Consider the following 21,532-nt stretch of genomic DNA (forward strand, 5'->3'; position numbering starts at 1 on the left):
AGGGAGCACCATGTATCTGGGGATAGACCTTGGTACGTCGGAAGTCAAAGCGGTCGTCATCGACGCCGAAGGAAAACTGCTGGCGCTGGCGGGTTCGCCGCTGACGGTGTCGCGTCCGCATCCGCGTTGGTCGGAGCAGGATCCGCAGCATTGGTGGCGCGCCGCTGGCGACACTGTCGCCAGCCTGCGCGAACAATTGGGCGCCGAACGTTTCGCCGGCATCCGCGCCATCGGCCTGTCCGGGCAGATGCACGGCGCCGTCCTGCTGGATGCGCAAGACCGCGTGCTGCGTCCGGCGATCCTGTGGAGCGACTCGCGCAGCACCGATGAATGCGCAGAACTGACCCGGCGTTGGAATGAGTCCGGCGACTTGCATCAGCGCGCCGGCAATCTGGCGATGCCCGGATTCACCGCACCCAAGCTGCTGTGGGTGGCGCGTCACGAGCCGCAACTTTTCGCCGAGGTCGCCTGTGTGTTGCTGCCCAAGGATTGGTTGCGGTTGCAGATGACGGGACGCAAGATATCGGATCCTTCCGACGCCGCCGGCACGCTTTGGCTCGACGTGGCGCAACGCGACTGGTCGGATGCTTTGCTGGCCGCGGGCGGCATGCGCCGCGGACAGATGCCGGACCTGGCCGATGGCAGCGCCGCCGCCGGTTTCCTGCTGCCGGAAGTGGCGCGGGACTGGGGATTGGCGGATGACGTGGTGGTGGCGGGCGGCGCCGGCGACGGCGCGGCGAGCGCGGTCGGCATCGGTGCGGTGCGGCCGGGCGATGGCTTCCTGTCGCTCGGCACCTCGGGCGTGCTGTTCGTGGTCAATGACAAATTCCGGCCCAATCCGGCGCGTGCGATTCACGCTTTTTGCCATACGTTGCCGCAGCGCTGGCACCAGATGAGCGTGATGCTGTCGGCGGCGAGTTGCCTGCGCTGGTTCTGCCGCCTGTGCAGCGTCGACGAGAAAACGCTGCTGCAGGAAGTCGCGGCGCTCGATGACGAAGCCTTGGCAAATGCGCCGCTGTTTTTACCCTATCTGTCCGGCGAACGCACGCCGCACAATGATCCCTATGCGCTCGGCGTATTCCACGGCCTCTCGCACGAACATCAGCGCGCCGCGCTGGCCTATGCGGTATTGGAAGGCGTGAGTTTCGGCATGGTCGACGGCCTCGATGCCTTGCGTGCCGCCGGCACCGATGTGCAGCAACTGTCGCTGGTCGGCGGCGGCGCACGCAGCGCTTACTGGGCGCAGTTGCTCAGCGACGCGCTCGACGTGCGCATCGTCACCCACGTTGGCAGCGAAGCCGGTGGCGCGTTGGGTGCGGCCCGGCTGGCGTGGCTGGCTGACGGCGGCAGCGAAGAGATGGTGTGCCGCAAACCGCCGCAGCAGGATTGCTACGAACCGCGACGCGCGCGCCACGCGCAACTGCAACCGCGTTTGCAGCGCTACCGGCATATTTACCAGCCGTGGGAGCCGTTGCCGTCCGGCTCTGCCTGAGGCTGCATGCGCTCCTTGCGCTGCGGCAATCAAGCCGTTTTTCATTAAAAAGACACTCGCTTGACTTGCCGCAGGCCTTGTCTGATGATCCCCTGAACAGGCCGGAAACCATTCCAACGCCCAGGGGGAAACTGCATGAAACTTTACGCTCACGCCCACTGCGGCGCGTTCGCGCGGCGGCTGCCCCTGCTTGCCATTCTTTTTAGCCTGCTTTGCCCGGGCTTTGCCGGCGCCGATGCGGTCAGCGTCGTCAACATCGCCACTACCAACAACCCCGACATGCTGGTGCTGCAACGGCTGTCGTCGGTGTTTGAAAAATCCCATCCCGATATCCGGCTCAACTGGCACGTCATGGACGAAGGCGTGTTGCGCGAGCGCGTGACGACCGACATCACGACCAGCGGCGGGCAGTTCGACCTGATGACCATCGGCCTGATGTCGACGCCGCTGTGGGCGGAACAGGGATGGCTGCTGCCGATGGATGACTTGCCATCCGGCTATGACGTGGACGACTTGCTCAAGCCGGTGCGGGCCGGCCTGAGCAGTAAAGGCAAGTTGTACGCCCTGCCGTTCTATGCGGAAAGTTCGATGACGTATTACCGGAAGGATCTGTTCGCGCAAAAGAAGCTGGTCATGCCGACCAGGCCGACCTGGGAAGAGATCGCGACCTTCGCCGCGCAGTTGCATGATCCTGCCGGCGGCGTCGCCGGCATTTGCCTGCGCGGACGCCCCGGCTGGGGCGAGAACATGGCCCTGATCGGCACCATGGTCAATGCGTATGGCGGCCGCTGGTTCGACGAGAAATGGCAACCGCAGCTCGATACGCCGGAGTGGGCGCAGGCGGTCGGCCTGTATGTCGACCTGCTGCGCAAATACGGTCCGGCCGATGCGGTGCAGAACGGCTTCAACGAGAACCTGGCGCTGTTCGCCGCGGGCAAGTGCGCCATGTGGATCGACGCCACCGTCGCGGCCGGAACGCTCTATCACGGCAAGAATTCCAAGGTGTTCGACAAGACCGCTTTCGTGGCGGCCCCGACCGCGACCACGGCGAAGGGAGCGCAGTGGCTATGGGTGTGGGCGCTGGCGGTTCCTCATTCCTCAAATTCAAAAGAGGCGGCCAAGAAATTCGCCGTATGGGCAACCTCCAAAGAATACATCCGGCTGGTCGCGGAGAAGGATGGCTGGGGCCTGGCGCCGCCCGGCACACGCGAGTCGACCTACGCCTCGGCCGGTTACCTGAGGGCCTCGCCATATGCGGATTTCGTTCTGGACGCGATTCGGAGTGCCGACCCCGACAGTCCCACGCTCAAACCGGTTCCTTATGTGGGTATCCAGCTGGTGACGATCCCGGAGTTTCCGAGCATCGGCACCTTCACCGGCCAGGCCATCGCGCGTGCGCTGGCGGGCCGCAGCAGCGTGGAAGCCGCGTTGAAGACTTCGCAGACCATCACGATGCGCCTGATGCAGCAGGGCCGCTACATCAAGTATTGAAACGACTGCGGCGAGCATGAAAAAAGGCAGGCGGAGAAAATTCCGACTGCCTTTTCTTTTTCTCGCAGCTTCACGCTGCCGCAAGGTTTATTGATGCTGGAACTTGAACACCGAGATTGCCTGCAACAGGCGGCCGGTCTGTTCTTCCAGGCTGCCCGCTGCTGCTGCGGCCTGTTCCACCAGCGCGGCGTTCTGCTGAGTGCTTTCATCCATGTCGGTGACGGCCTGATGCACCTGCGTGATGCCGACGCTTTGCTGCTGGGTGGCCACGGTGATTTCATTCATGATGCCGGTCACGCGTTTTACCGATTCGACGATCTCGGTCATGGTGTTGCGCGCGTCGTCGACCAGCCGGTTGCCGATGTCGACCTTTTCCACCGAGTCTTCGATCAGCGTCTTGATTTCCTTGGCGGCGCCGGCCGAGCGCTGCGCCAGGCTGCGCACCTCGGAGGCCACAACCGCAAAACCCCGGCCCTGTTCGCCGGCACGCGCCGCTTCGACCGCGGCGTTCAGCGCCAGGATATTGGTCTGGAAGGCGATGCTGTCGATCAGGCTGATGATGTCGACGATTTTCTTCGACGATGCGCTGATCTCGCTCATCGTGCTGCCGGTCTTGGCGACCACGTCGCCGCCCTTGACCGCAATCGCCGAGGCCGATGCCGCCAGTTGATTGGCTTGCAGCGCGCTGTCGGCGTTCTGGCGCACGGTGGTCGCCAGCTGTTCCATGCTTGATGCGGTTTCCTCGAGATTGGAAGCCTGCGATTCGGTGCGATGCGACAAGTCCATGTTGCCGGTGGCGATCTCGCGCGTGGCGCCGTTGATCGACTCGACGTTGGAGCGCACGTCGCCGATGATCGCGGTGAGATTGATGTTCATCTGGCGCAGGGCACGCAGCAGGCGGCCGATTTCATCGTGGCGGCCGGATTCGGCGCGGTTCGACAAGTCGCCGCCGGTGATCGCGTAAGTCGCCAGCAGCGCTGCCTGGATCGGGCGCACCAGCGCGCTGTGCAGCGCGTACCAGATGTAGAGCGTGATCAGCATGGTGGCGATGCAGATGCCCGTGTTGAGCATGCTGTGATCGGTCAGGAAGCTCACGCTCGCGGCCACCAGTTGCAGGCCCAGCAGCGTGATCATCGACAAGTTGATGCGGGTGTTCAGCTGGATCTTGCCGAGCTTGGCGACCCAGCCCTTGAGGCCGGTCCTGACGACGTTGCCCTGCTCGATGGCGATGCCCTTGGCTTTGCCTTTGCGCAGGTCGGCATAGAGCTTTTCGGCGCCCGCGACGTCCTGTGGCGAGGGCTTGGTGCGCACCGACATGTAGCCGATGACCTGGCCTTTTTCGCGTACCGGCGTGATGTTGGCGAGTACCCAGTAGTGGTCGCCGCACTTGCGGCGATTCTTGACCAGGCCGGTCCAGGGAATACCTTTTTTGACGGTTTTCCACATGTCGGCGAAAGCTTCGGCCGGCATGTCGGGATGGCGCACGATGTTCTGCGGCGCACCCATCAATTCTTCTTCGTGGAATCCGCTGACTTCGATGAAGTAGGGATTGACGTAGGTGATATTGCCCTTCAGATCGGTTTTGGAGACGATCGATTTGCCGTCTTGTAATTCATACTCGGCATTGGTGACCGGCAGGTTCATGCGCATCTTTTTTCCCCGTGACAGCTGCATTGTGGTGGTAGTTGTACTTGCCTTTTCGGCAAGTTGTTACCTTGCGCTGTCGTTGCTCTCTGGAGCGGGTGCTTCGTCGCGCGGGGGCTTGCCAAAGACTGCAGTGTAAGTGGGGTAGAAAGAGCAATACATGACCACGGTCAATATTATCGACAATGGCAGCAAAATAAATACGATCACCGTCATGTTGTTGAACAGTAATGCAACGATGGTGCTGATGGTGGCCGGCAGCAGCACGCCGATCACCAGCCAGGCCAGGCCGTAGACCGTGAAGGCCTTGGCGGCGCGGCGCACGGCGAAGAAGCTGTAGAACAGCGCCTTGCCCAGCGGCATCTTGTGCCAGGCGATCAAAGGTGCGGCGAACCAGAACGCCATTGCCGCCGGGATGTACACCAGCGCGGCCACGATCATGGCCAGGCGCAGGTTGCTGCCTTCGATGTCCTTGGGATCCAGGCCGGGGCCGGTCATGGCTTTCCAGAAGGCGCCGCCGTCGACCAGCGTCGACACCGCAACCGCCGCAAACGCGGCCAGCAGATACAGCACGCCCAGCGCCAGCAGCGTGCGCAGCGCCGGCGAGCGGAAGCCGACCAGCAGCAGGCTCGGATAGACGCGTTTGCCTTCCTCGATCTGGCGGCAGGCTTGCATGAACGACATGGCGAACACCGGCACCAGGATCAGCGGCAGCAACTGGCCGATGATGGGCAGGATGCCCAGCGCCAGCATCAGGAACATGTAGCTCAGGAACAGCGTCGACACTTCCGCAGGTTGTTTGCGGAACAGCGCCAGGCCTTCCTTGACCCAGAGCCAGCCGGTTTTTGCAGGCAATTTTTCCATATCAGTCATGTGGTCCGGGCAGGGGCGGGATGGCACCGTTCACGCGTTGTCGCAGAATGCGTTCGAAGTGCGTGGGATCGTGCGGCGTCAGCATTTCGGCGGCGCGCGGCAGGTAGAAATCATACAGGCGCGACAGCCAGAAGCGCAGCGCGGCGGCGCGCAGCATCGCGCTCCAGGCTTGTTGCTCGGCCGCGCCGAACGGGCGTACCGCATGGTAGGCATCCAGCATGGCCTGCACGCGCGCGACGTCGAGCACGCCGCTGGCCAGGTCGATGCACCAGTCGTTGACGGTGACGGCCAGGTCGAACAGCCACGTGTCGCAACCGGCGAAATAGAAATCAAAGAAGCCGGTCAGGTGCGTGCCGACGAACATCGCGTTGTCGCGGAACAGGTCGGCGTGCACCGGGCCGTTGGGCAATTGCGCGTAAATGTCGGAGGCGGCGAAGTCTTCCTGGAATTGCATTTCGGCACGCAGCACCTGTTGCGTCTCGGCGTTGAGGTAGGGCAGCACCACCGGCGCGGTTTCGCGCCACCACGGCAGGCCGCGCAGATTCGGCTGGCGGATGCCGAAATCCTGCGCCGCCAAATGCATTTTTGCCAGCATTGCGCCGACTTCAGCGCAATGCACCGGCTCCGGCTTCGGCTGATACGCGCCTTCCAGCTTGGTCACGATCGAGGCGGGCTTACCGTTGAGGGCATTGATGATGCTGCCGCTCTTGTTGGGGATAGGCGCCGGCACCAGCACGTCGCGCTGGGCCAGATGGCGCATCAGTTCCAGATAAAACGGCAGCTGCTCGAAACTCAGTTTTTCAAACAGCGTCAGGACGTACTCGCCGCTTTCGGTCGTGATGAAGAAATTGCTGTTCTCGATACCGGAAGAAATGCCTTTGACGGCCAGCGCTTTGCCGAGAGAAAACTGGGTGATCCAGCCTGAAAGGTCGTCCAGGCTGACCGGAGTAAAAACTGCCATGTGCGGAAATGATGAAGAACGATGGAAAATCCGGACGGGATGCCGTCCGGAAAGGATGAATACGATGTGTTACTTGCTGGCGTCGCCGGCTTCGCCTTCTTTGGCTTTTTTCTTGCCGCCCCAGTCGAATTCCTTGATCTGCCATTGCGCGCCGCTCGGCGGACCGCTTTGGACATCGCCCGGCGTCGAGCTGCCGAGTTGCTGGGTCGGCTTCACGTAATAGGTGCTTGGGCCCGATTTGACTTTGACTTCCTTGGTCTGGCCGTGGTCGCGGCGCTCGGTGATGCTGTTGCCGCTGCCTTGCTCTTCGCCCGGTTTCTTGATGGTCACGGCGGGCGGTTCGCCTTCTTCCAGGGTTTGCAGCTCAGGCGGCGGCGGGGCCGGCTTGTCCGAAATTGCCTGGGCGTGGGCCGACGAGGACAAGGACAGCATCAGCAGGGAGAAGCAAAGCGACATGGCGGACACAACGGACCGGCTTCTGGTAATCATGGGAACTCGCAATCTGGACAGGTTGACAGTAGGGGTTCATTGTAACAAACGAATCAGCCGGAGCCTGCATCCTCGCGAATGCGCTCCGCCATATAGATGGGGGCGTGTTGCGGGGACTCAACTGAATCCTGACAAGACGTTTCATTATCTGCGGCTATTATCTGCGGCTTGCTCCCGTCTTCCGGGCAGTTTCCTGCAGGATTTTCCAGGCGTCGCCGCGACGCACCAGCACCAGCGTCTTTGCGCCGGTTTCGACAAGCTGGTCGGAGAGATAATTTTGGGTGAAGGCTACCGTCGCCTCGCTGCCGTCGCCGTTCATGGCGAGGCGCGGCGCGACGATCTCGACGGCGATGCGTTTGCGGCTGTCGATGCGCGATCGCCGTTGCGCTGCCCAGTCGTTGCGGCTTTCGCCGTTCGGGGTGCGGAAGTCGTCGGCGTAATAACTCAGATAGGCATCGACATCCTTGCGACTCCATGCCGCCGCCCAGCCGCGGACGGCAGCGAGTACGGCGGCCTGCTCCGGAGCGGCTGAGGTCGCGGCGGCAGCAGTGACCGCCGTAGCCGTTGCGGCGGCGGGAGGTGCAGCCGCGATGACATTCGCCGTGCGCGAGGCCGGGACAGCCGGACGTTTGAGGTCTGCCAGCGCCTGTCGGGCCGGCGCATAGTCCTGCGCCGCAGCGCGGCCATACCATTGCGCCGCCATCGCTTCGTCGGTGCGCACGCCGTAGCCATTCTGATGCATCTTGCCGAGGCTGTATTGCGCCAGCGGCAGGCCGTGGGCTGCGGCCTTTTCGAACCAGGACAACGCCACGCGGAAATTCTGCGCGACGCCGTCGCCATTCAGGTAGATCGCCCCGAGATTGGCCTGCGCCAGCGTGTTGCCCTGTTGCGCCGATTTATTCAGCCACTCGATAGCCGACGCGGTGCTTTTCGGCACGCCATCGCCCAGCAGGTAGCTGGTGCCGAGGCTGAATTGCGCATTCGAATGGCCCTGCTGCGCGGCCTTTTGCAGCCACAGCGCGGCGGCCGCCGGATCCCGCGGCACACCGCTGCCGCTGCCGTACATCTGCGCCAGCGCATATTGCGATTCGGCATCGCCGGCGGAGGCGGCGTCGGCGACTTTCGCCACGGCGGGCGACAGTGCGCCGCCAATGCCGGCGCCATTCGATTGCGCCCGGGTAAACGGAGTCGCCTGCATTGCAAGCAATGCAAACAGGCAGCACAGCAGGTATCTGGTAATCATGTGTGGTCCGTCGAGAAGAAAGAGCAACAGGCAACAGGAAGTTGCGCGGAACAGGCTTCGACGGGCCCAAGGGAGATTTGTTCGGCGTCGCATTGATTATGCAACGATTACGGCGATATTGTAGAAAAATTACAGGGCTGCATTCGTACAAACGCCGACCGGCAAACTTGTTGCAGGCCGGCGTTTCATGCGGTCAAGCTGCAGATCGCGATCAGGCTACAAATACATGCCGGTCTGGCGTTCGGTGTCTTCCGGATCAGCCGGTTTTTGGCGCGCTGCGTAGAACTTCTGCACCGCCACCACGACTTCAGCCGGATCGTCGATGACCTGCAGCAGGTCGAGATCCTTGGCGGAAATCATGCCGTCGTCGACCAGGCGCGTGCGGATCCATTCCATCAGGCCCGCCCAGAATTTGCTGCCGACCAGGATCACCGGCATCAGGCGCGACTTGCCGGTCTGCATCAGGGTCAGCGCTTCGGTCAGTTCGTCGAGCGTGCCGAAGCCGCCAGGCAGCACCACGTAAGCGTCGGCGTATTTGACAAACGCCACTTTGCGCGCGAAGAAATGGCGGAACGACAGCGAGATGTCCTGCCAGCCGTTGCCGTGCTGTTCATGCGGCAGTTCGATGTTGAGGCCGACCGACGGCGATGCGCCGTCGAAGGCGCCCTTGTTGGCAGCTTCCATGATGCCCGGGCCGCCGCCCGAGATCACCGCAAAGCCGGCGTCCGACAGGCGCCGGGCGATGTCGACGCACAAGGCATAATGCGGATCGTCCGGTTTTGTGCGGGCGGAACCGAAGATGGAAACCGCCGGGCGCAGCTCGGACAGGCGCTCGGTGGACTCGATAAATTCTGCCATAATCGTGAGTACATGCCATGACTCGCGCGCCTTCTTGGCGGTGGCGCGCTCGATGTCATCCACTTCCCGCAGTCGCGGGACATTTTTTCCTCTAAGTTCCATATGCAAAAAACCTTGTTGTTAGTTGATGGTTCCAGTTACCTCTATCGTGCATTCCATGCTCTGCCCGACATGCGTAACGCGGAAGGCGCGCCGACCGGTGCGTTGTACGGCATCATCAATATGTTGCGCCGACTGCGTAATGATTATCCTGCAAGTTACATCGCTTGTATATTCGACGCCAAGGGCAAGACATTCCGCGATGACCTGTACGCCGAGTACAAGGCTACACGCAAATCGATGCCGGAAGATTTGGCGTTGCAAATTGAGCCGATCCACGCCGCCGTGCGCGCGCTCGGCTGGCCCATCCTGATGGTCGAAGGCATCGAGGCTGACGACGTCATCGGCACGCTCGGTGTACGCGCGGCCGAAGAAGGACTCAAGACTGTCGTCTCCACCGGCGATAAGGACATGGCGCAACTGGTCAACGATCACGTCACGCTGGTCAACACCATGAGCAACGAAACCATGGATCGCGCCGGCGTGATCGGCAAATTCGGCGTGCCGCCGGAACGCATCGTCGATTACCTCAGCCTGATCGGCGACACCGTCGACAATGTTCCCGGCGTCGAAAAGTGCGGACCAAAAACCGCCGTCAAATGGCTCACCCAATACGACTCGCTCGACGGCATCATCGCCAACGCCGACAAGATCACCGGCGTGGTCGGCGAGAACCTGCGCAAGGCCTTGCCGTGGTTGCCGCAAGCGCGCGTGCTGGTGACCGTGAAAACCGATTGCGATCTGTCGGCGCACATGGGCACCATCCTCGATTCGCTGACCGTGCAAGCCAACGACAACGACGCGCTGCGCGAGATTTTCACGCGCTACAACTTCCGCACCTGGCTGCGTGAACTGGACGCCGCTGCCTCCGCTGCCTCCGCCGCCTCTGCCGACGCCAAGCCTGCGGCGACATCACCTGCTGCCGGCGCAGTCGCCGCCGATGCCGCCGCAGGTCCTGCGCAAGTCGGCCTGTTCGACACCAGCGCCGCCATCGCCAAGGAATACGAAACCGTCCTGACCGAAGCGCAACTCGACGCCTGGATCGCCACCATCAATGCGGCAAAGCTGACCGCAGTGGACACCGAGACCACCTCGCTGGTTCCCATGCAGGCGCAACTGGTCGGCATTTCGCTGTGCTGCGAAGCGGGACGTGCGGCCTATATTCCGGTCGCGCACAACTATCAGGACATGCCCGCGCAACTGCCGCGCGAACTGGTGCTGGCCAAGCTCAAGCCCTGGCTGGAAGACGACAGCAAGCCCAAGCTCGGACAGAACCTCAAATACGACAGCCACATCTTCGCCAACCAGGGCATCCAGTTGCGCGGCATCGTGCATGACACGCTGCTGGAGTCCTATGTATTCGAATCGCACCGCACGCACGACATGGACAGCCTCGCGCTGCGCCATCTGAACCGCACCACCATCAGCTACACCGACGTCTGCGGCAAGGGCGCATCGCAAATCTGCTTCGATCAGGTCGAGATCGGACGCGCCACCGAATATGCGGCGGAAGACGCCGACGTCACGCTGGCGCTGCACCAGGCCATGTGGCCGCAAGTCGAGAACGACGCCAAGCTGCGCTATATCTACGAAAAGATCGAGGTGCCGACATCGGTTGTTCTGCAGAAGATCGAACGCAACGGCGTGCTGGTCGACGCCGCCATCCTCGCCACGCAATCGAATGAACTCGGCAAGCGCATGCTTGAGATCGAACAGCAGGCGTACGAGCTTGCCGGTCAGCCGTTCAACCTGAATTCACCCAAGCAGCTCGGTGAAATCCTGTTCGAAAAACTGCAGTTGCCGGTCGTGAAAAAGACGCCCTCCGGCACGCCATCCACCGATGAAGAAGTGCTGGCGAAGCTGGCTGAAGATTATCCGCTGCCGAAGATCCTGCTCGACTATCGCGGCTTGTCCAAGCTGAAGTCGACCTACACCGACAAGCTGCCCAAGATGGTCGATCCGACCACCGGCCGCGTGCACACCAATTACGCGCAGGCGGTTGCCGTCACCGGTCGGCTGGCGTCCAATGACCCGAATCTGCAAAACATCCCGATCCGCACCGCCGAAGGCCGCCGCATCCGCGAAGCCTTCATCGCGCCGCCGGGCAGCACCATCGTCTCCGCCGACTATTCGCAGATCGAGTTGCGCATCATGGCGCACATCTCGGGAGACGCGAACATGCTCAAGGCCTTCGCCGACGGCGAAGACATTCACCGCGCCACCGCCTCCGAAATCTTCGGCGTCGGCCTCGCCGACGTCACCAGCGAGCAGCGCCGCTATGCCAAGGTCATCAACTTCGGCCTGATCTACGGCATGAGCGCCTTCGGCCTGGCCGGCAACTTGGGCATCGAGCGTTCGGCCGCGCAGATGTATATCGACAAGTATTTCCAGCGTTTCTCCAGCGTCAAGCAATACATGGACGACACGCGCCTCGAAGCCAAGTCGCAGGGCTATGTGGAAACCGTGTTCGGCCGTCGCCTGTGGCTGCCCGAAATCAACTCGCCCAACGGCCCGCGCCGGCAGGGCGCCGAACGGGCGGCGATCAATGCGCCGATGCAGGGCACCGCAGCGGACCTGATCAAGCTGGCGATGATTTCCGTGCAGGGCTGGATCGAGCAGGATGGTTTGCAATCCAAGCTGATCATGCAGGTACACGATGAACTGGTCATGGAAGTGCCCGATGCCGAGCTGGCGCTGGTGCGTGAAAAACTGCCGGAACTGATGAAAAATGTTGCCGAGCTCAAGGTGCCGCTGATCGCCGAAGTAGGTACCGGCAAAAACTGGGACCAAGCCCATTAATGACTTGTTGAAGCTACTGCGCGCGCCCGTGTGCGGCCTGCGGTGCTCGACGTACTCGCGTACGACTCCGCTCCTCGGCCGCCCACGGGCGCGCTCGCTACGCTTCACCAAGCCATTAATTGCCGGACCACGCTGCAACCAGTCATTTTTCGCATGAATTTATATTGATGCACGACAACGCGGTTTGATGCAAAATGCATTTTCGAAGGCAAGGGACACACTTGCTGAAAATACAAGACAGTACAAGACAAAACGAATAACGATAAAAGCTGAGATAAAAGTTGCAAAAACGGCATCGCCCGATGTCGCTTGAGATCAAATACAAACGTAGTAGAGACACGAAGCTGTTGCGGTGAAGTTGGCTGTTGCGTCGACGGAAACACAAGCATGGCAAGACGACGGATTCGGCGGACATTTGCGGGCGACCGCTTCTCGGACAAGCAGAAACGAGGAGGCGTCAATGGTTGCAGGGATGAAGGTGGGGACACGGCTGGGGCTGGGGTTCGCGTGGGTGGTGTTGCTGCTGATCGCAGTGACGGCGTTCGGTCTGTACAACATGGACCAGATGCAGCGCCGGTTCCTCGATGTGGTCGAGGTCAACAACCCGGAGACCAAACTGGTCAATGAAATGATGGGGACCGTTTCCGAACGCTCCATCTCGCTGCGCAACCTGATGCTGCAAGGCGGCGCCGACGACATCGAAAAAGAAGCCAATTACATCAAGGCGCAAACACAAAAATACCAGGCCTCGGAGCAGAAGCTGCGCAGCATGTTCGACAAGGACGCCGGTGCGGTTGCCGAGAAGAAGGCGGCCATCCAGAAGATCAAGGCGCAGGGCGACATCGCGCACAAGCTGATCGACCAGGCCGTCGATCTCGGCCTCAAGCGCGAAGCCTATGAGCTGGCGCAATTCCTCAAGGACGACTACCTGCCGGTGCAAAAGAAATGGCAGACCGAGTTGTCCGCACTGGTGGCAGTCGAAGACCGCCTCAACACCGACGCCTCGCAGGCCAGCACCAGCGCCTACACCGCCGCACGCTGGCTGATGCTGATCACCAGCGCCGTCGGCATCATCACTGCGCTGATTGCGGCGGCGTGGATCACGCGCAACCTGCTGAAGAAACTCGGTGGCGAGCCTGACTACGCGGTGGCGATCGCCGGCCAGATCGCCGACGGCGACCTCGCCGTGCACATCGAAACCAAACCGGGCGACAAGGACAGCCTGCTGATGGCGATGAAAGGCATGCGCGACAAGCTCGCCGCCATCGTCACGCAGGTGCGCGTCGGTTCCGAAACCATCAGCACCGCTTCCACTGAAATCGCGCGCGGCAATCTCGACCTGTCGTCGCGCACCGAACAGCAGGCCGGCTCGCTCGAAGAAACCGCCTCGTCGATGGAACAACTTAATTCCACCGTCAAGCAAAACGCCGAAAATGCACAGCAGGCCAACCAGCTCGCTGTCGCCGCGTCCGACGTCGCGGTGCAGGGCGGCAGCATCGTGTCGCAGGTGGTGCAGACCATGGAATCAATCAATGCCTCGTCGCAAAAGGTGGTCGACATCATCAGCGTGATCGACGGCATCGCCTTCCAGACCAATATCCTCGCGCTGAACGCAGCGGTCGAAGCCGCCCGCGCCGGCGAGCAAGGTCGCGGCTTTGCCGTGGTGGCGTCGGAAGTGCGCAGCCTGGCCCAGCGTTCGGCCAGCGCCGCCAAGGAAATCAAGGTGCTCATCGGCGACTCCGTCGGCAAGGTCGAGAACGGCAGCAAGCTGGTCGAGCAGGCCGGCGTGACCATGCACGACATCGTCACCAGCATCCGCCGCGTCACCGACGTCATGTCCGAAATCACCAGCGCCAACAGCGAGCAGAGCAGCGGCATCGAACAAGTCAACGAAGCAATCATCCAGATCGACGACATGACCCAGCAGAACGCCGCGCTGGTCGAGCAAGCCGCCGCTGCGGCGCAGTCGCTGCAGGACCAGGCCGCCAACCTGACCGCGCTGGTCAGCGTGTTCAAGCTGGATGCTCGTCAACTGAACGCGCCGCCGCCAACGCAGCGAACCATCGATATCACGCCCATGCATCCGGAATTGCCGGGTGCGGTGACGGCGTAACAAGTAGTGCAAGTCTTGTCTCTTGTAGAATGCTTTCGGTAGTTCAGTTGATCTTTTAGCCAAGACGCCATCGACACGGCCTGCCTGCCTTCATTGCCAGGCAGGCCGCGTTTTTTGTCTCAGCCGGTTTCATCCCTTTTTTGCGCACTTCCGACTCCTGGAGAATCTCATGAACGATCTGAAGAACGATGTAGACAGCCTGGCGGGCACGACCGGCCTGCTCGACGCCGGCAATCGCCGCACTTTCATCAAGACCGCACTGGGCACCGGCTTCGCCGCCGCCGTGTTGCCGGTCTGCGCGCAGACCATGATCAAGACCGACACGGTCGGCCTGACCGCCGGCGAAGTCAGCGTGACCGTCAACGGCCAGAAAGTGCCGGCCTATCGCGCGCAGCCGGAAGGCAAGACCAACCTGCCGGTGATCCTGGTGATTTCCGAAATCTTCGGCGTGCATGAGCACATCGCCGACATCGCGCGCCGCTTCGCCAAACTCGGCTACCTGGCGATTGCACCGGACTTCTTCGTGCGTCAGGGCAATCCGGCGGCGTATCCGACCATTGCCGAACTGAACAAGGAAATCATCTCCAAGGTGCCCGACGAGCAAGTGTTCGGCGACCTTGACGCTTATGTGGCATGGGCCGGCCAGAATGGCGGCAATCCGGACAAGATCGGCATCAACGGCTTTTGCTGGGGCGGCCGCATCGTCTGGCTCTACAGCGCGCGTAACCCGAAGATCAAGGCCGGCGCCGCATGGTACGGCCGCATCGTCGGGGAGAAATCGGCGCTGCAGCCGCAGCATCCGATCGACATCGCGCCGACCCTGAAAGCGCCGGTGCTCGGCTTGTACGGCGGCAAGGACGGCGGCATTCCGGTGGCGACCGTAGAGCAGATGAAGGAAGCGCTGGCCAAGACCGGCAACAAGTCGGAGTTCGTGGTGTTCCCGAATTCGGGTCACGCCTTCAACGCCGACTATCGTCCGAGCTATGTCGAGGCGGATGCCAAGGAAGGCTGGAAGCGTGCGGTGGAATGGTTCAAGTCGCACGGCGTGGTCTGATCCCAATATGTATGTATAGCCAGTACGAGCCAGTGCGAGCGAGTAGGGGCGGCCCGACGGGTTCACGCCATGCCTGCGCCAGTTTTTGGGGATGCCCGCACTGATTTGGATCAACTGCTTGCACTGAGGACGGATTTTTCCGTCCTCTTTTTATTTGTCCGGCAACAAAAAGCGTGTATCTCTTATCTGCCGGACATGGCACGCAGATTGCTAGTTTGAAGATTGAGTAGAAGCGGCTAGCCGTCGATCCAAATACCATCGACTGTGGGGCATTGCTCGTGACGCCATCGGAATGAACCGGTGGCACCTGTGAATTTATAGGACACGAGAAATGCTGCGCCCCTCTCCGCACTCATGCTGCTCAAGCCATATTTCCCCCGCCGCGCTCTGCGGCAGTTCCTTTTCTCCTGAATATTCTCCACGCCGTGCTGCGCCGTTGCTTCTTCACGGGGGCTCGCGATGACGACCGTGCGCGACGCTTTCATGACGGCGGCGCAAACCGCTGCGCTGCTGAACTTGCGCGTGGCGGCCATCCGTGAAGATGGCCGCGATATCCGCGTCTTCGACCTCGCTGCAGAGGATGCGCGCCGCCTGCCGGCGTGGACGCCCGGCGCGCATATCAAGCTGTCGCTGCCCGGTGGGCTGGAGCGTTGCTATTCCCTGTGCAACATGCCCGGCGAGGACAGCTTCTATCGCATCGCGGTCAAGCGCGAGGCGGCATCGCGCGGCGGCTCGGCCTGGCTGCACGAACAAGCCGGCGTCGGCACGCAACTGCTCGTCGGCGCGCCGGTCAACGCCTTTCCTTTGCACGACAGCGAACATCCCGTCGCGCTGTTTGCGGCCGGCATCGGCATCACGCCGATTTACGCCATGGCAGCCGACTTGCTGTATCGCGGACGGGCCGCGCAACTGCACTACTTCGCGCGCAGCGTGGAGCACGCCGCCTTCCTCTCCCCCTTGTCGCAGCCGGCCATGGCCGGACTCTGCCACTTCCGTTTTGGCCTGAATGCGGACGATGTCGGTGTCGTCGTTGCCGCCAGGCTGGCCCTGTTGCCGCGCATAACTCCTTTGTATATCTGCGGTCCGGCGCCGTTCATTGCACAGGTGCGCGAGCAGGCTGCGCAACTTGGCTGGCGCGACGCCGACGTGCACTTCGAACTGTTCGCCGCCGCGACGCCGGCAAGCGATGCGCCCGCAACGCAAGACCGCGTATTCGAACTCGTGCTGCAACGCGCCGGCGTGCGCTGCATGGTGCAGCCGGGGCAAAGCATTGTTGCCGTTGCTGCGGCAGCCGGTGTGCAGATCGGCACTTCGTGCGGCGAGGGATTTTGCGGCAGCTGTCAAACCGCGGTGCTGGCAGGCGTTCCTGATCACCGCGACAGCGTGCTGACGGAAAAGGAACGGGCCTCCAACCAATGCCTGATGCCTTGCGTATCGCGCTGCCGCAGCGAACGCCTCGTGCTGGATATCTGATTTTCGATTGAAGTACAACAACCCACCTGAAAGGAAGGCCATGAGCAAGCGAACATCCCTCATCCGCATTGCCGCAGCACTGGCAGGCGCACTGGCGTTGCAGGCAGCAGCCGGCGTGCAGGCGCAGGAAAAGGTCACCGTCCTGAGCAACTGGTACGCGCAGGCCGAACACGGCGGCTTCTATCAGGCCGTCGCCAAAGGCATCTACAAGAAGTACGGCATGGACGTCACCATCAAGATGGGCGGTCCGCAGGTCAACAACATGCAAATCCTGGTGGCCGGCCAGGCCGACTTCAGCATGGGCTACGACTTCACCGTACTGAAGGGCATCGAGCAGGGCTTGCCGCTGGTGACGGTCGGCACCTCTTTTCAGTCCGATCTGCAAGGCATGATGACCCACGCCGACGTAGCTAATCTCGGTGCGCTGAAGGACAAGACGATTCTCGTGGCCGGCTCCGGACAATCGAGCTGGTGGCCGTGGTTGAAAGCCAGGTACGGCTACACCGACGCCCAATCGAAGGCCTATACCTTCAACCTGCAACCGTTCTTCGCCGATCCGAACACCGTACAGCAGGCTTATCCATCGTCGGAATTGTTCCAGGCGGAAAAGTCCGGCGCCAAGGCCAATTTCTTCCTGTTCGCGCAAGAAGGTTATCCGCCTTACGGCACCACCATCATCACGCTGCAAAAGATGGTGGCGACCAAGCCTGATCTGGTGAAGCGCTTCGTCAAGGCCACCGCCGAAGGCTGGAAGAGCTATCTGGAAGATCCGTCTGCGGGTAACGCGCTGATCAAAAAAGACAACAAGGAAATGGGCGACGAGCAACTGGCATACGCGGTCAGGAAGCTCAAGGAACTGAAAGTCGTCACCGGTGGCGATGCCGCCAAGCAAGGCATCGGCATCATGACCGACGAACGCTGGAAGAAGACCTACGAAACCATGGTCGCCACCGGTTTGCTGAAGGCCGATGTCGACTGGCACAAGGCGTACACCACGCAGTTCGTCAAAGACATGCATGTGATGCCTTGATGTCCCGATGATTTGATCATTGCCTGGCGGCCTGCATCGCTTGTTGATGCAGACCGGATGTCCGAAGTTCATGCGTGAGGACGCCATGATTCTCTACACACCACCCAAGACCGCGCAGCGCCTGCCGGTCATCGATTTCGCCGATGCGTTTTCAAACGATCCAGGCAAGCGTGAAGCCGTCGCCTGGGAGATCCACAAGATCGCCCGCGATGTCGGTTTCTTTTACCTGGTCAATCACGGCGTGCCGCAAAGCCTGGTCGATGGACAGTTCGACTGGGCGCGCCGTTTCTTCGCGGCGCCGGATGCGGTGAAGCGCGGGGTCGACATGTCCCTGTCGCCGGCCGGTTTCGGCTATGAACGTATCGGCACGCAGGCGCTTGACGACGGCCCGACCGATCTCAAGGAAGGCTTCCAATTCGGCACCGACCTGCCGTCTGATCATCCCTATGTGCAGCAAGGCGTGCTGCGCTACGGTCACAATCTCTGGCCGCAGGAGTTGCCCGGCATGCGCGCGCATGCGCAGCAATATCATGCCGCCATGAGCACGCTGTCCCAGCGGTTGCTGGCGATCATTGCGCTGTCGCTGCAACTGCCCGAGGACTTCTTCAATTTCGCACTCGGCACGCCGATCGCGACACAGCGCATGCTGCACTATCCGCCGCAGCCCGCCGACGCCCAGCACAACCAGATCGGCGCCGGTGCGCATACCGATTGGGGACTCGTCACCATCCTCGCGCAAGACGACATCGGCGGCCTCGAAGTGCGCAATGCCGACGGCGCTTGGGTGCGTGCGACGCCGATACCCGGCAGCTTCGTGGTCAACATCGGCGACTTGCTGCAGCGCTGGAGCAACGACATCTATCACAGCAACGCGCATCGCGTGCGCAACGACAACCCCGCGCCGCGCTATTCGCTGCCGTTTTTCATGGACGGCGACCACGCGGTGACGGTGTCGTGCCTGCCGTCCTGCTGTTCCGACGAGCATCCGGCGCGCCATGCGCCGTGCACCATCGGCGACTACCTCGCGCAGAAAGTGCGGGAAACTTTCGGCGCCGCCAGCGTACTGGCTGCGGCGTCGTGATTTGATTGGATTCGCGGCGAAGGCGACCATGATGGCGCGCCGGCTGCTCGGCCATGTCTCTGCTGGAGCAGTAGCAGGAGCAAGACAGGGCTGGTTTTAAAGGAGTTGCATCATGCTGGTTACGAAACAAAAAGTCTTGCGCAAGTTTTGGTACGCAGTCATGCCGATTGCCATGCTGGAAGATGGCCCGAAACCTTTCACGCTGCTGGGCGAGAATATCGTCGTCTGGCTCAAGTCGCCGGGCAAGCCGGCAGCCTTGCAGGATCGTTGCTGCCACCGCACCGCGAAACTGTCGAAAGGTTTTGTCGACAACGGCAACATCGTCTGCGGCTATCACGGCTGGACCTTCGACTGCGCCGGCGCCTGCGTGCGCGTGCCGCAAAACGCCGACGGCTCGGTGCCGGCCGGCGCGATGGTGCAGTCGTATTACTGCGAAGAGCGCTACGGCTACGTGTGGGTGGCGCTGGAGAAACCGCTGCGCGACATTCCGTTCTTTCCGGAAGAAACCACGCCGGGTTACCGCCGCATCTTCCAGTTCTATGAACGGTGGGAAACCAGCGCGCTGCGCATGATGGAAAACTCCTTCGACAATTCCCATTTCAGCTACGTGCATCGCGGCACCTTCGGCCTGTACGACCAGCCCAAGCCGGAGAAGTACGAGATCAACGAAACCGATTACGGCTTCGAGGCGGAAACCCTGGTGCCGATCAAGAACGTACCAGCCAGCTACCGCGTCACCGGCACCACCGACGACACCACCATGCGCCACATGTTCAACCGCTGGTATCTGCCGTTCTCGCGCCGCTTCGGTTGCCAGTATCCGAGCTCGGGCCGCCACCACATCATCTACAACTGCGCCACGCCGATCGACGACGGGTCCATCATGCTGGCGCAATGGCTGTACCGCAACGACACGGAAGAGGACTGCGCCGAGGCCGACCTGATTGCCTGGGACGCGCCGATTCTGGTGGAAGACCGCGAGATCCTGGAGGCCACCGATCCCGACGCCTGCATCGACGTGCGCCGCAAGCAGGAATTCCACATGGCGTCCGACCGACCGGGTCTGATCATGCGTCGCATGCTGTTGCAGTTGCTGGAAGAGCATGGCGAATCCGAAGTTTTCCGCAGCAAAGACTAGAGGCCGGGAGCAATGATGAAACGAGACGATCACGCAATGCCGCAACTGGCGGCCTGGGAGCAGGGCGTTGCCGATTCGGCAGCTGTCACTGATGCGGTGCTGAGCGCACAGCGGGTAGAGAAGACTTATCGCAACGGCACCCGCGCGCTGGACGAGGTGAGGCTGGACATCCGGCGTGGCGAGTTCGTCTCGCTGCTGGGTCCGTCCGGCTGCGGCAAGAGTACGCTGCTGAAAATGTTCGCCGGGCTGGAAGAGCCTTCGCACGGCCACATCCGTTGGTGGGGCAAGAATCTGGCGACGGTGGGCACGCCGGATCGCACGCTGGCGATGGTGTTCCAGGAAGCGACGCTGATGCCTTGGGCATCGGTGGAACAGAACGTGCGACTGCCGCTCGATCTCAAGCATATGCCGCGCGCCGACAGCGACGTGCGTGTACAGGATTCCCTCAAGCTAGTGGGACTGGATCGTTTTCATGATGCTTATCCGCGCGAGTTGTCGGGCGGCATGCAGATGCGTGCTTCGATTGCGCGCGCGCTGGCGACGCGGCCGAACCTGTTGCTGATGGATGAACCCTTCGGCGCGCTCGACGAGTTCACGCGCAACAAGCTCGACGCCGACCTGCGCAAGATCTGGAGCCAGCAAGACCTGACCGTGGTGTTCGTCACGCACAGCATTTACGAGGCCGTATATCTGTCGAGCCGCGTGGTGGTGATGGCGGCGCGGCCGGGACGCGTGATTGCCGATGTACCGATCGAGGCGCCGGGAGCCGGCGGCATGCGCGACGATGCTTTTCGCATCTCGCCGGAATTCATGGGCTATTGCAAGATCCTGTCCGATTACCTGACGCTGGCCAATCAAGAAAATCAAGAAGGAGGGGCGCATGACTCCGCTCATCACTAATCCCGGATTCTTGCGCGTTGCTGCGCCGTTGATGATCGGCGTGGTGTTGCTGCTGGCGTGGCAGCTGATCTGCACGGTGCTGGAGGTGCCGGTCTATCTGGTGCCGACGCCATTGGTGATTGCCAAGACGCTGGCGGCGGATTGGGGTTTGTTGTCCGACTCGCTGCTGGTAACGCTGAAGATCACCTTCATGGCCTTCGTGCTGTCGGTGCTGCTGGGCGTGGCGATTGCATTTGTGTTCGTGCAGAGCCGTTTCATCGAGGTCAGTTTCTTCCCGTATGCAATCATCCTGCAGGTGACGCCGATTGTCGCCATCGCGCCGCTGATCATCATCTGGGTCAAGGAACCGACCTTCGCACTGGTGATTTGTGCGACGATCATGGCGCTGTTCCCGATCATCTCGAATACCACGCTGGGACTGCGCAGCGTCAATCCCGGATTGCTCAACCTGTTCAAGCTGAACAAGGCGTCGCGCTGGCAGACCCTGCGCCGGCTGCGCATCCCGAGCGCTTTGCCGTACTTTTTCGGCGGCTTGCGGATTTCCAGCGGGTTGGCGCTGATCGGTGCGGTAGTGGCGGAGTTCGTCGCCGGCACCGGCGGCACCGGGTCAGGGTTGGCGTATCAGATTCTGCAGGCGGGTTTTCAGCTGAATATTCCGCGCTTGTTTGCAGCGCTGTTCCTGATTACCGTGACCGGGATCGTGTTGTTCCTCGCCATGATGGCTTTGTCGCGCGTGGCGCTGGCCGGATGGCATGAAAGCGAAATGGGTTAAATGAATATGCAGACGAATATGC

Annotated in this window: 17 protein-coding genes; 11 read left to right on the plus strand and 6 right to left on the minus strand. The window is 61.7% G+C overall.

Features of this window, described 5'->3' with window-relative positions; translation table 11 throughout:
- Window positions 1-10 precede the first annotated feature (10 nt).
- Complete coding sequence (xylB, locus tag DXT88_RS01610) at window positions 11-1,492, plus strand: xylulokinase (RefSeq protein WP_029363457.1); 1,482 nt, start codon at window positions 11-13, stop codon at window positions 1,490-1,492.
- Between the two features lie 135 nt (window positions 1,493-1,627).
- On the plus strand, window positions 1,628-2,983 hold the full coding sequence (locus DXT88_RS01615; RefSeq protein WP_407649259.1) for an ABC transporter substrate-binding protein: 1,356 nt from the start codon (window positions 1,628-1,630) through the stop codon (window positions 2,981-2,983).
- Window positions 2,984-3,070: 87 nt separating this feature from the next.
- Here DXT88_RS01615 and DXT88_RS01620 read toward each other — a convergent pair whose 3' ends face one another.
- The 6 genes from DXT88_RS01620 to DXT88_RS01645 all read right to left on the minus strand — a co-directional run bounded on the left by DXT88_RS01620 (window position 3,071) and on the right by DXT88_RS01645 (window position 9,153).
- Entirely contained in the window at window positions 3,071-4,633 is a 1,563-nt protein-coding gene (locus DXT88_RS01620) for a methyl-accepting chemotaxis protein (protein ID WP_265211245.1), read from the minus strand.
- 60 nt (window positions 4,634-4,693) lie between these two features.
- Entirely contained in the window at window positions 4,694-5,491 is a 798-nt protein-coding gene (locus DXT88_RS01625; RefSeq protein WP_265211560.1) for a BPSS1780 family membrane protein, read from the minus strand.
- 1 nt (window position 5,492) lies between these two features.
- A complete protein-coding gene (locus DXT88_RS01630; RefSeq protein WP_265211246.1) occupies window positions 5,493-6,461 on the minus strand; it encodes a homoserine kinase in 969 nt (322 codons plus the stop codon).
- A 69-nt stretch (window positions 6,462-6,530) separates the two neighbouring features.
- Entirely contained in the window at window positions 6,531-6,917 is a 387-nt protein-coding gene (locus tag DXT88_RS01635) for a hypothetical protein (protein ID WP_016834321.1), read from the minus strand.
- 190 nt (window positions 6,918-7,107) lie between these two features.
- Complete coding sequence (locus DXT88_RS01640; RefSeq protein WP_265211250.1) at window positions 7,108-8,193, minus strand: L,D-transpeptidase Cds6 family protein; 1,086 nt, start codon at window positions 8,191-8,193, stop codon at window positions 7,108-7,110.
- A gap of 216 nt (window positions 8,194-8,409) precedes the next feature.
- Entirely contained in the window at window positions 8,410-9,153 is a 744-nt protein-coding gene (locus tag DXT88_RS01645) for an LOG family protein (protein WP_029363459.1), read from the minus strand.
- Here DXT88_RS01645 and polA point away from each other — a divergent pair, their 5' ends adjacent.
- From polA to DXT88_RS01690, 9 genes are all read left to right on the plus strand, one after another.
- Complete coding sequence (gene polA / locus DXT88_RS01650) at window positions 9,154-11,949, plus strand: DNA polymerase I (protein WP_265211251.1); 2,796 nt, start codon at window positions 9,154-9,156, stop codon at window positions 11,947-11,949.
- Between the two features lie 460 nt (window positions 11,950-12,409).
- Window positions 12,410-14,062, plus strand: coding sequence for a methyl-accepting chemotaxis protein (locus tag DXT88_RS01655; protein ID WP_265211252.1), 1,653 nt, complete (start codon window positions 12,410-12,412; stop codon window positions 14,060-14,062).
- A 169-nt stretch (window positions 14,063-14,231) separates the two neighbouring features.
- Window positions 14,232-15,116 (plus strand): dienelactone hydrolase family protein, encoded by an 885-nt coding sequence (locus tag DXT88_RS01660; RefSeq protein WP_265211253.1) that lies wholly within the window; start codon window positions 14,232-14,234, stop codon window positions 15,114-15,116.
- 459 nt (window positions 15,117-15,575) lie between these two features.
- Window positions 15,576-16,589 (plus strand): PDR/VanB family oxidoreductase, encoded by a 1,014-nt coding sequence (locus DXT88_RS01665; protein ID WP_265211254.1) that lies wholly within the window; start codon window positions 15,576-15,578, stop codon window positions 16,587-16,589.
- Between the two features lie 40 nt (window positions 16,590-16,629).
- Entirely contained in the window at window positions 16,630-17,619 is a 990-nt protein-coding gene (locus tag DXT88_RS01670; protein WP_016834329.1) for an ABC transporter substrate-binding protein, read from the plus strand.
- Window positions 17,620-17,704: 85 nt separating this feature from the next.
- Window positions 17,705-18,700 carry an isopenicillin N synthase family dioxygenase gene (locus tag DXT88_RS01675; protein WP_265211256.1) on the plus strand — a complete coding sequence of 332 codons (996 nt, stop codon included), beginning with the start codon at window positions 17,705-17,707 and terminating at the stop codon, window positions 18,698-18,700.
- Between the two features lie 112 nt (window positions 18,701-18,812).
- Window positions 18,813-19,838 carry an aromatic ring-hydroxylating dioxygenase subunit alpha gene (locus DXT88_RS01680; protein ID WP_016834331.1) on the plus strand — a complete coding sequence of 342 codons (1,026 nt, stop codon included), beginning with the start codon at window positions 18,813-18,815 and terminating at the stop codon, window positions 19,836-19,838.
- A gap of 15 nt (window positions 19,839-19,853) precedes the next feature.
- Window positions 19,854-20,738 carry an ABC transporter ATP-binding protein gene (locus tag DXT88_RS01685; RefSeq protein WP_265211257.1) on the plus strand — a complete coding sequence of 295 codons (885 nt, stop codon included), beginning with the start codon at window positions 19,854-19,856 and terminating at the stop codon, window positions 20,736-20,738.
- Window positions 20,719-21,510 (plus strand): ABC transporter permease, encoded by a 792-nt coding sequence (locus DXT88_RS01690; RefSeq protein WP_265211258.1) that lies wholly within the window; start codon window positions 20,719-20,721, stop codon window positions 21,508-21,510. The genes DXT88_RS01685 and DXT88_RS01690 overlap by 20 nt, the downstream gene beginning before the upstream one ends.
- Window positions 21,511-21,532 lie beyond the last annotated feature (22 nt).

It is taken from the genome of Herbaspirillum lusitanum (genome assembly GCF_026127345.1).
Classification (GTDB): domain Bacteria; phylum Pseudomonadota; class Gammaproteobacteria; order Burkholderiales; family Burkholderiaceae_D; genus Herbaspirillum; species Herbaspirillum lusitanum.

Coding starts and splice junctions, on each gene's coding strand:
- xylB (WP_029363457.1), top strand. CDS start 11: ATGTATCTGGGGATAGACCTTGGTACGTCGGAAGTCAAAGCGGTCGTC.
- DXT88_RS01615 (WP_407649259.1), top strand. CDS start 1,628: ATGAAACTTTACGCTCACGCCCACTGCGGCGCGTTCGCGCGGCGGCTG.
- DXT88_RS01620 (WP_265211245.1), bottom strand. CDS start 4,633: ATGCGCATGAACCTGCCGGTCACCAATGCCGAGTATGAATTACAAGAC.
- DXT88_RS01625 (WP_265211560.1), bottom strand. CDS start 5,491: ATGGAAAAATTGCCTGCAAAAACCGGCTGGCTCTGGGTCAAGGAAGGC.
- DXT88_RS01630 (WP_265211246.1), bottom strand. CDS start 6,461: ATGGCAGTTTTTACTCCGGTCAGCCTGGACGACCTTTCAGGCTGGATC.
- DXT88_RS01635 (WP_016834321.1), bottom strand. CDS start 6,917: ATGTCGCTTTGCTTCTCCCTGCTGATGCTGTCCTTGTCCTCGTCGGCC.
- DXT88_RS01640 (WP_265211250.1), bottom strand. CDS start 8,193: ATGATTACCAGATACCTGCTGTGCTGCCTGTTTGCATTGCTTGCAATG.
- DXT88_RS01645 (WP_029363459.1), bottom strand. CDS start 9,153: ATGGAACTTAGAGGAAAAAATGTCCCGCGACTGCGGGAAGTGGATGAC.
- polA (WP_265211251.1), top strand. CDS start 9,154: ATGCAAAAAACCTTGTTGTTAGTTGATGGTTCCAGTTACCTCTATCGT.
- DXT88_RS01655 (WP_265211252.1), top strand. CDS start 12,410: ATGGTTGCAGGGATGAAGGTGGGGACACGGCTGGGGCTGGGGTTCGCG.
- DXT88_RS01660 (WP_265211253.1), top strand. CDS start 14,232: ATGAACGATCTGAAGAACGATGTAGACAGCCTGGCGGGCACGACCGGC.
- DXT88_RS01665 (WP_265211254.1), top strand. CDS start 15,576: ATGACGACCGTGCGCGACGCTTTCATGACGGCGGCGCAAACCGCTGCG.
- DXT88_RS01670 (WP_016834329.1), top strand. CDS start 16,630: ATGAGCAAGCGAACATCCCTCATCCGCATTGCCGCAGCACTGGCAGGC.
- DXT88_RS01675 (WP_265211256.1), top strand. CDS start 17,705: ATGATTCTCTACACACCACCCAAGACCGCGCAGCGCCTGCCGGTCATC.
- DXT88_RS01680 (WP_016834331.1), top strand. CDS start 18,813: ATGCTGGTTACGAAACAAAAAGTCTTGCGCAAGTTTTGGTACGCAGTC.
- DXT88_RS01685 (WP_265211257.1), top strand. CDS start 19,854: ATGAAACGAGACGATCACGCAATGCCGCAACTGGCGGCCTGGGAGCAG.
- DXT88_RS01690 (WP_265211258.1), top strand. CDS start 20,719: ATGACTCCGCTCATCACTAATCCCGGATTCTTGCGCGTTGCTGCGCCG.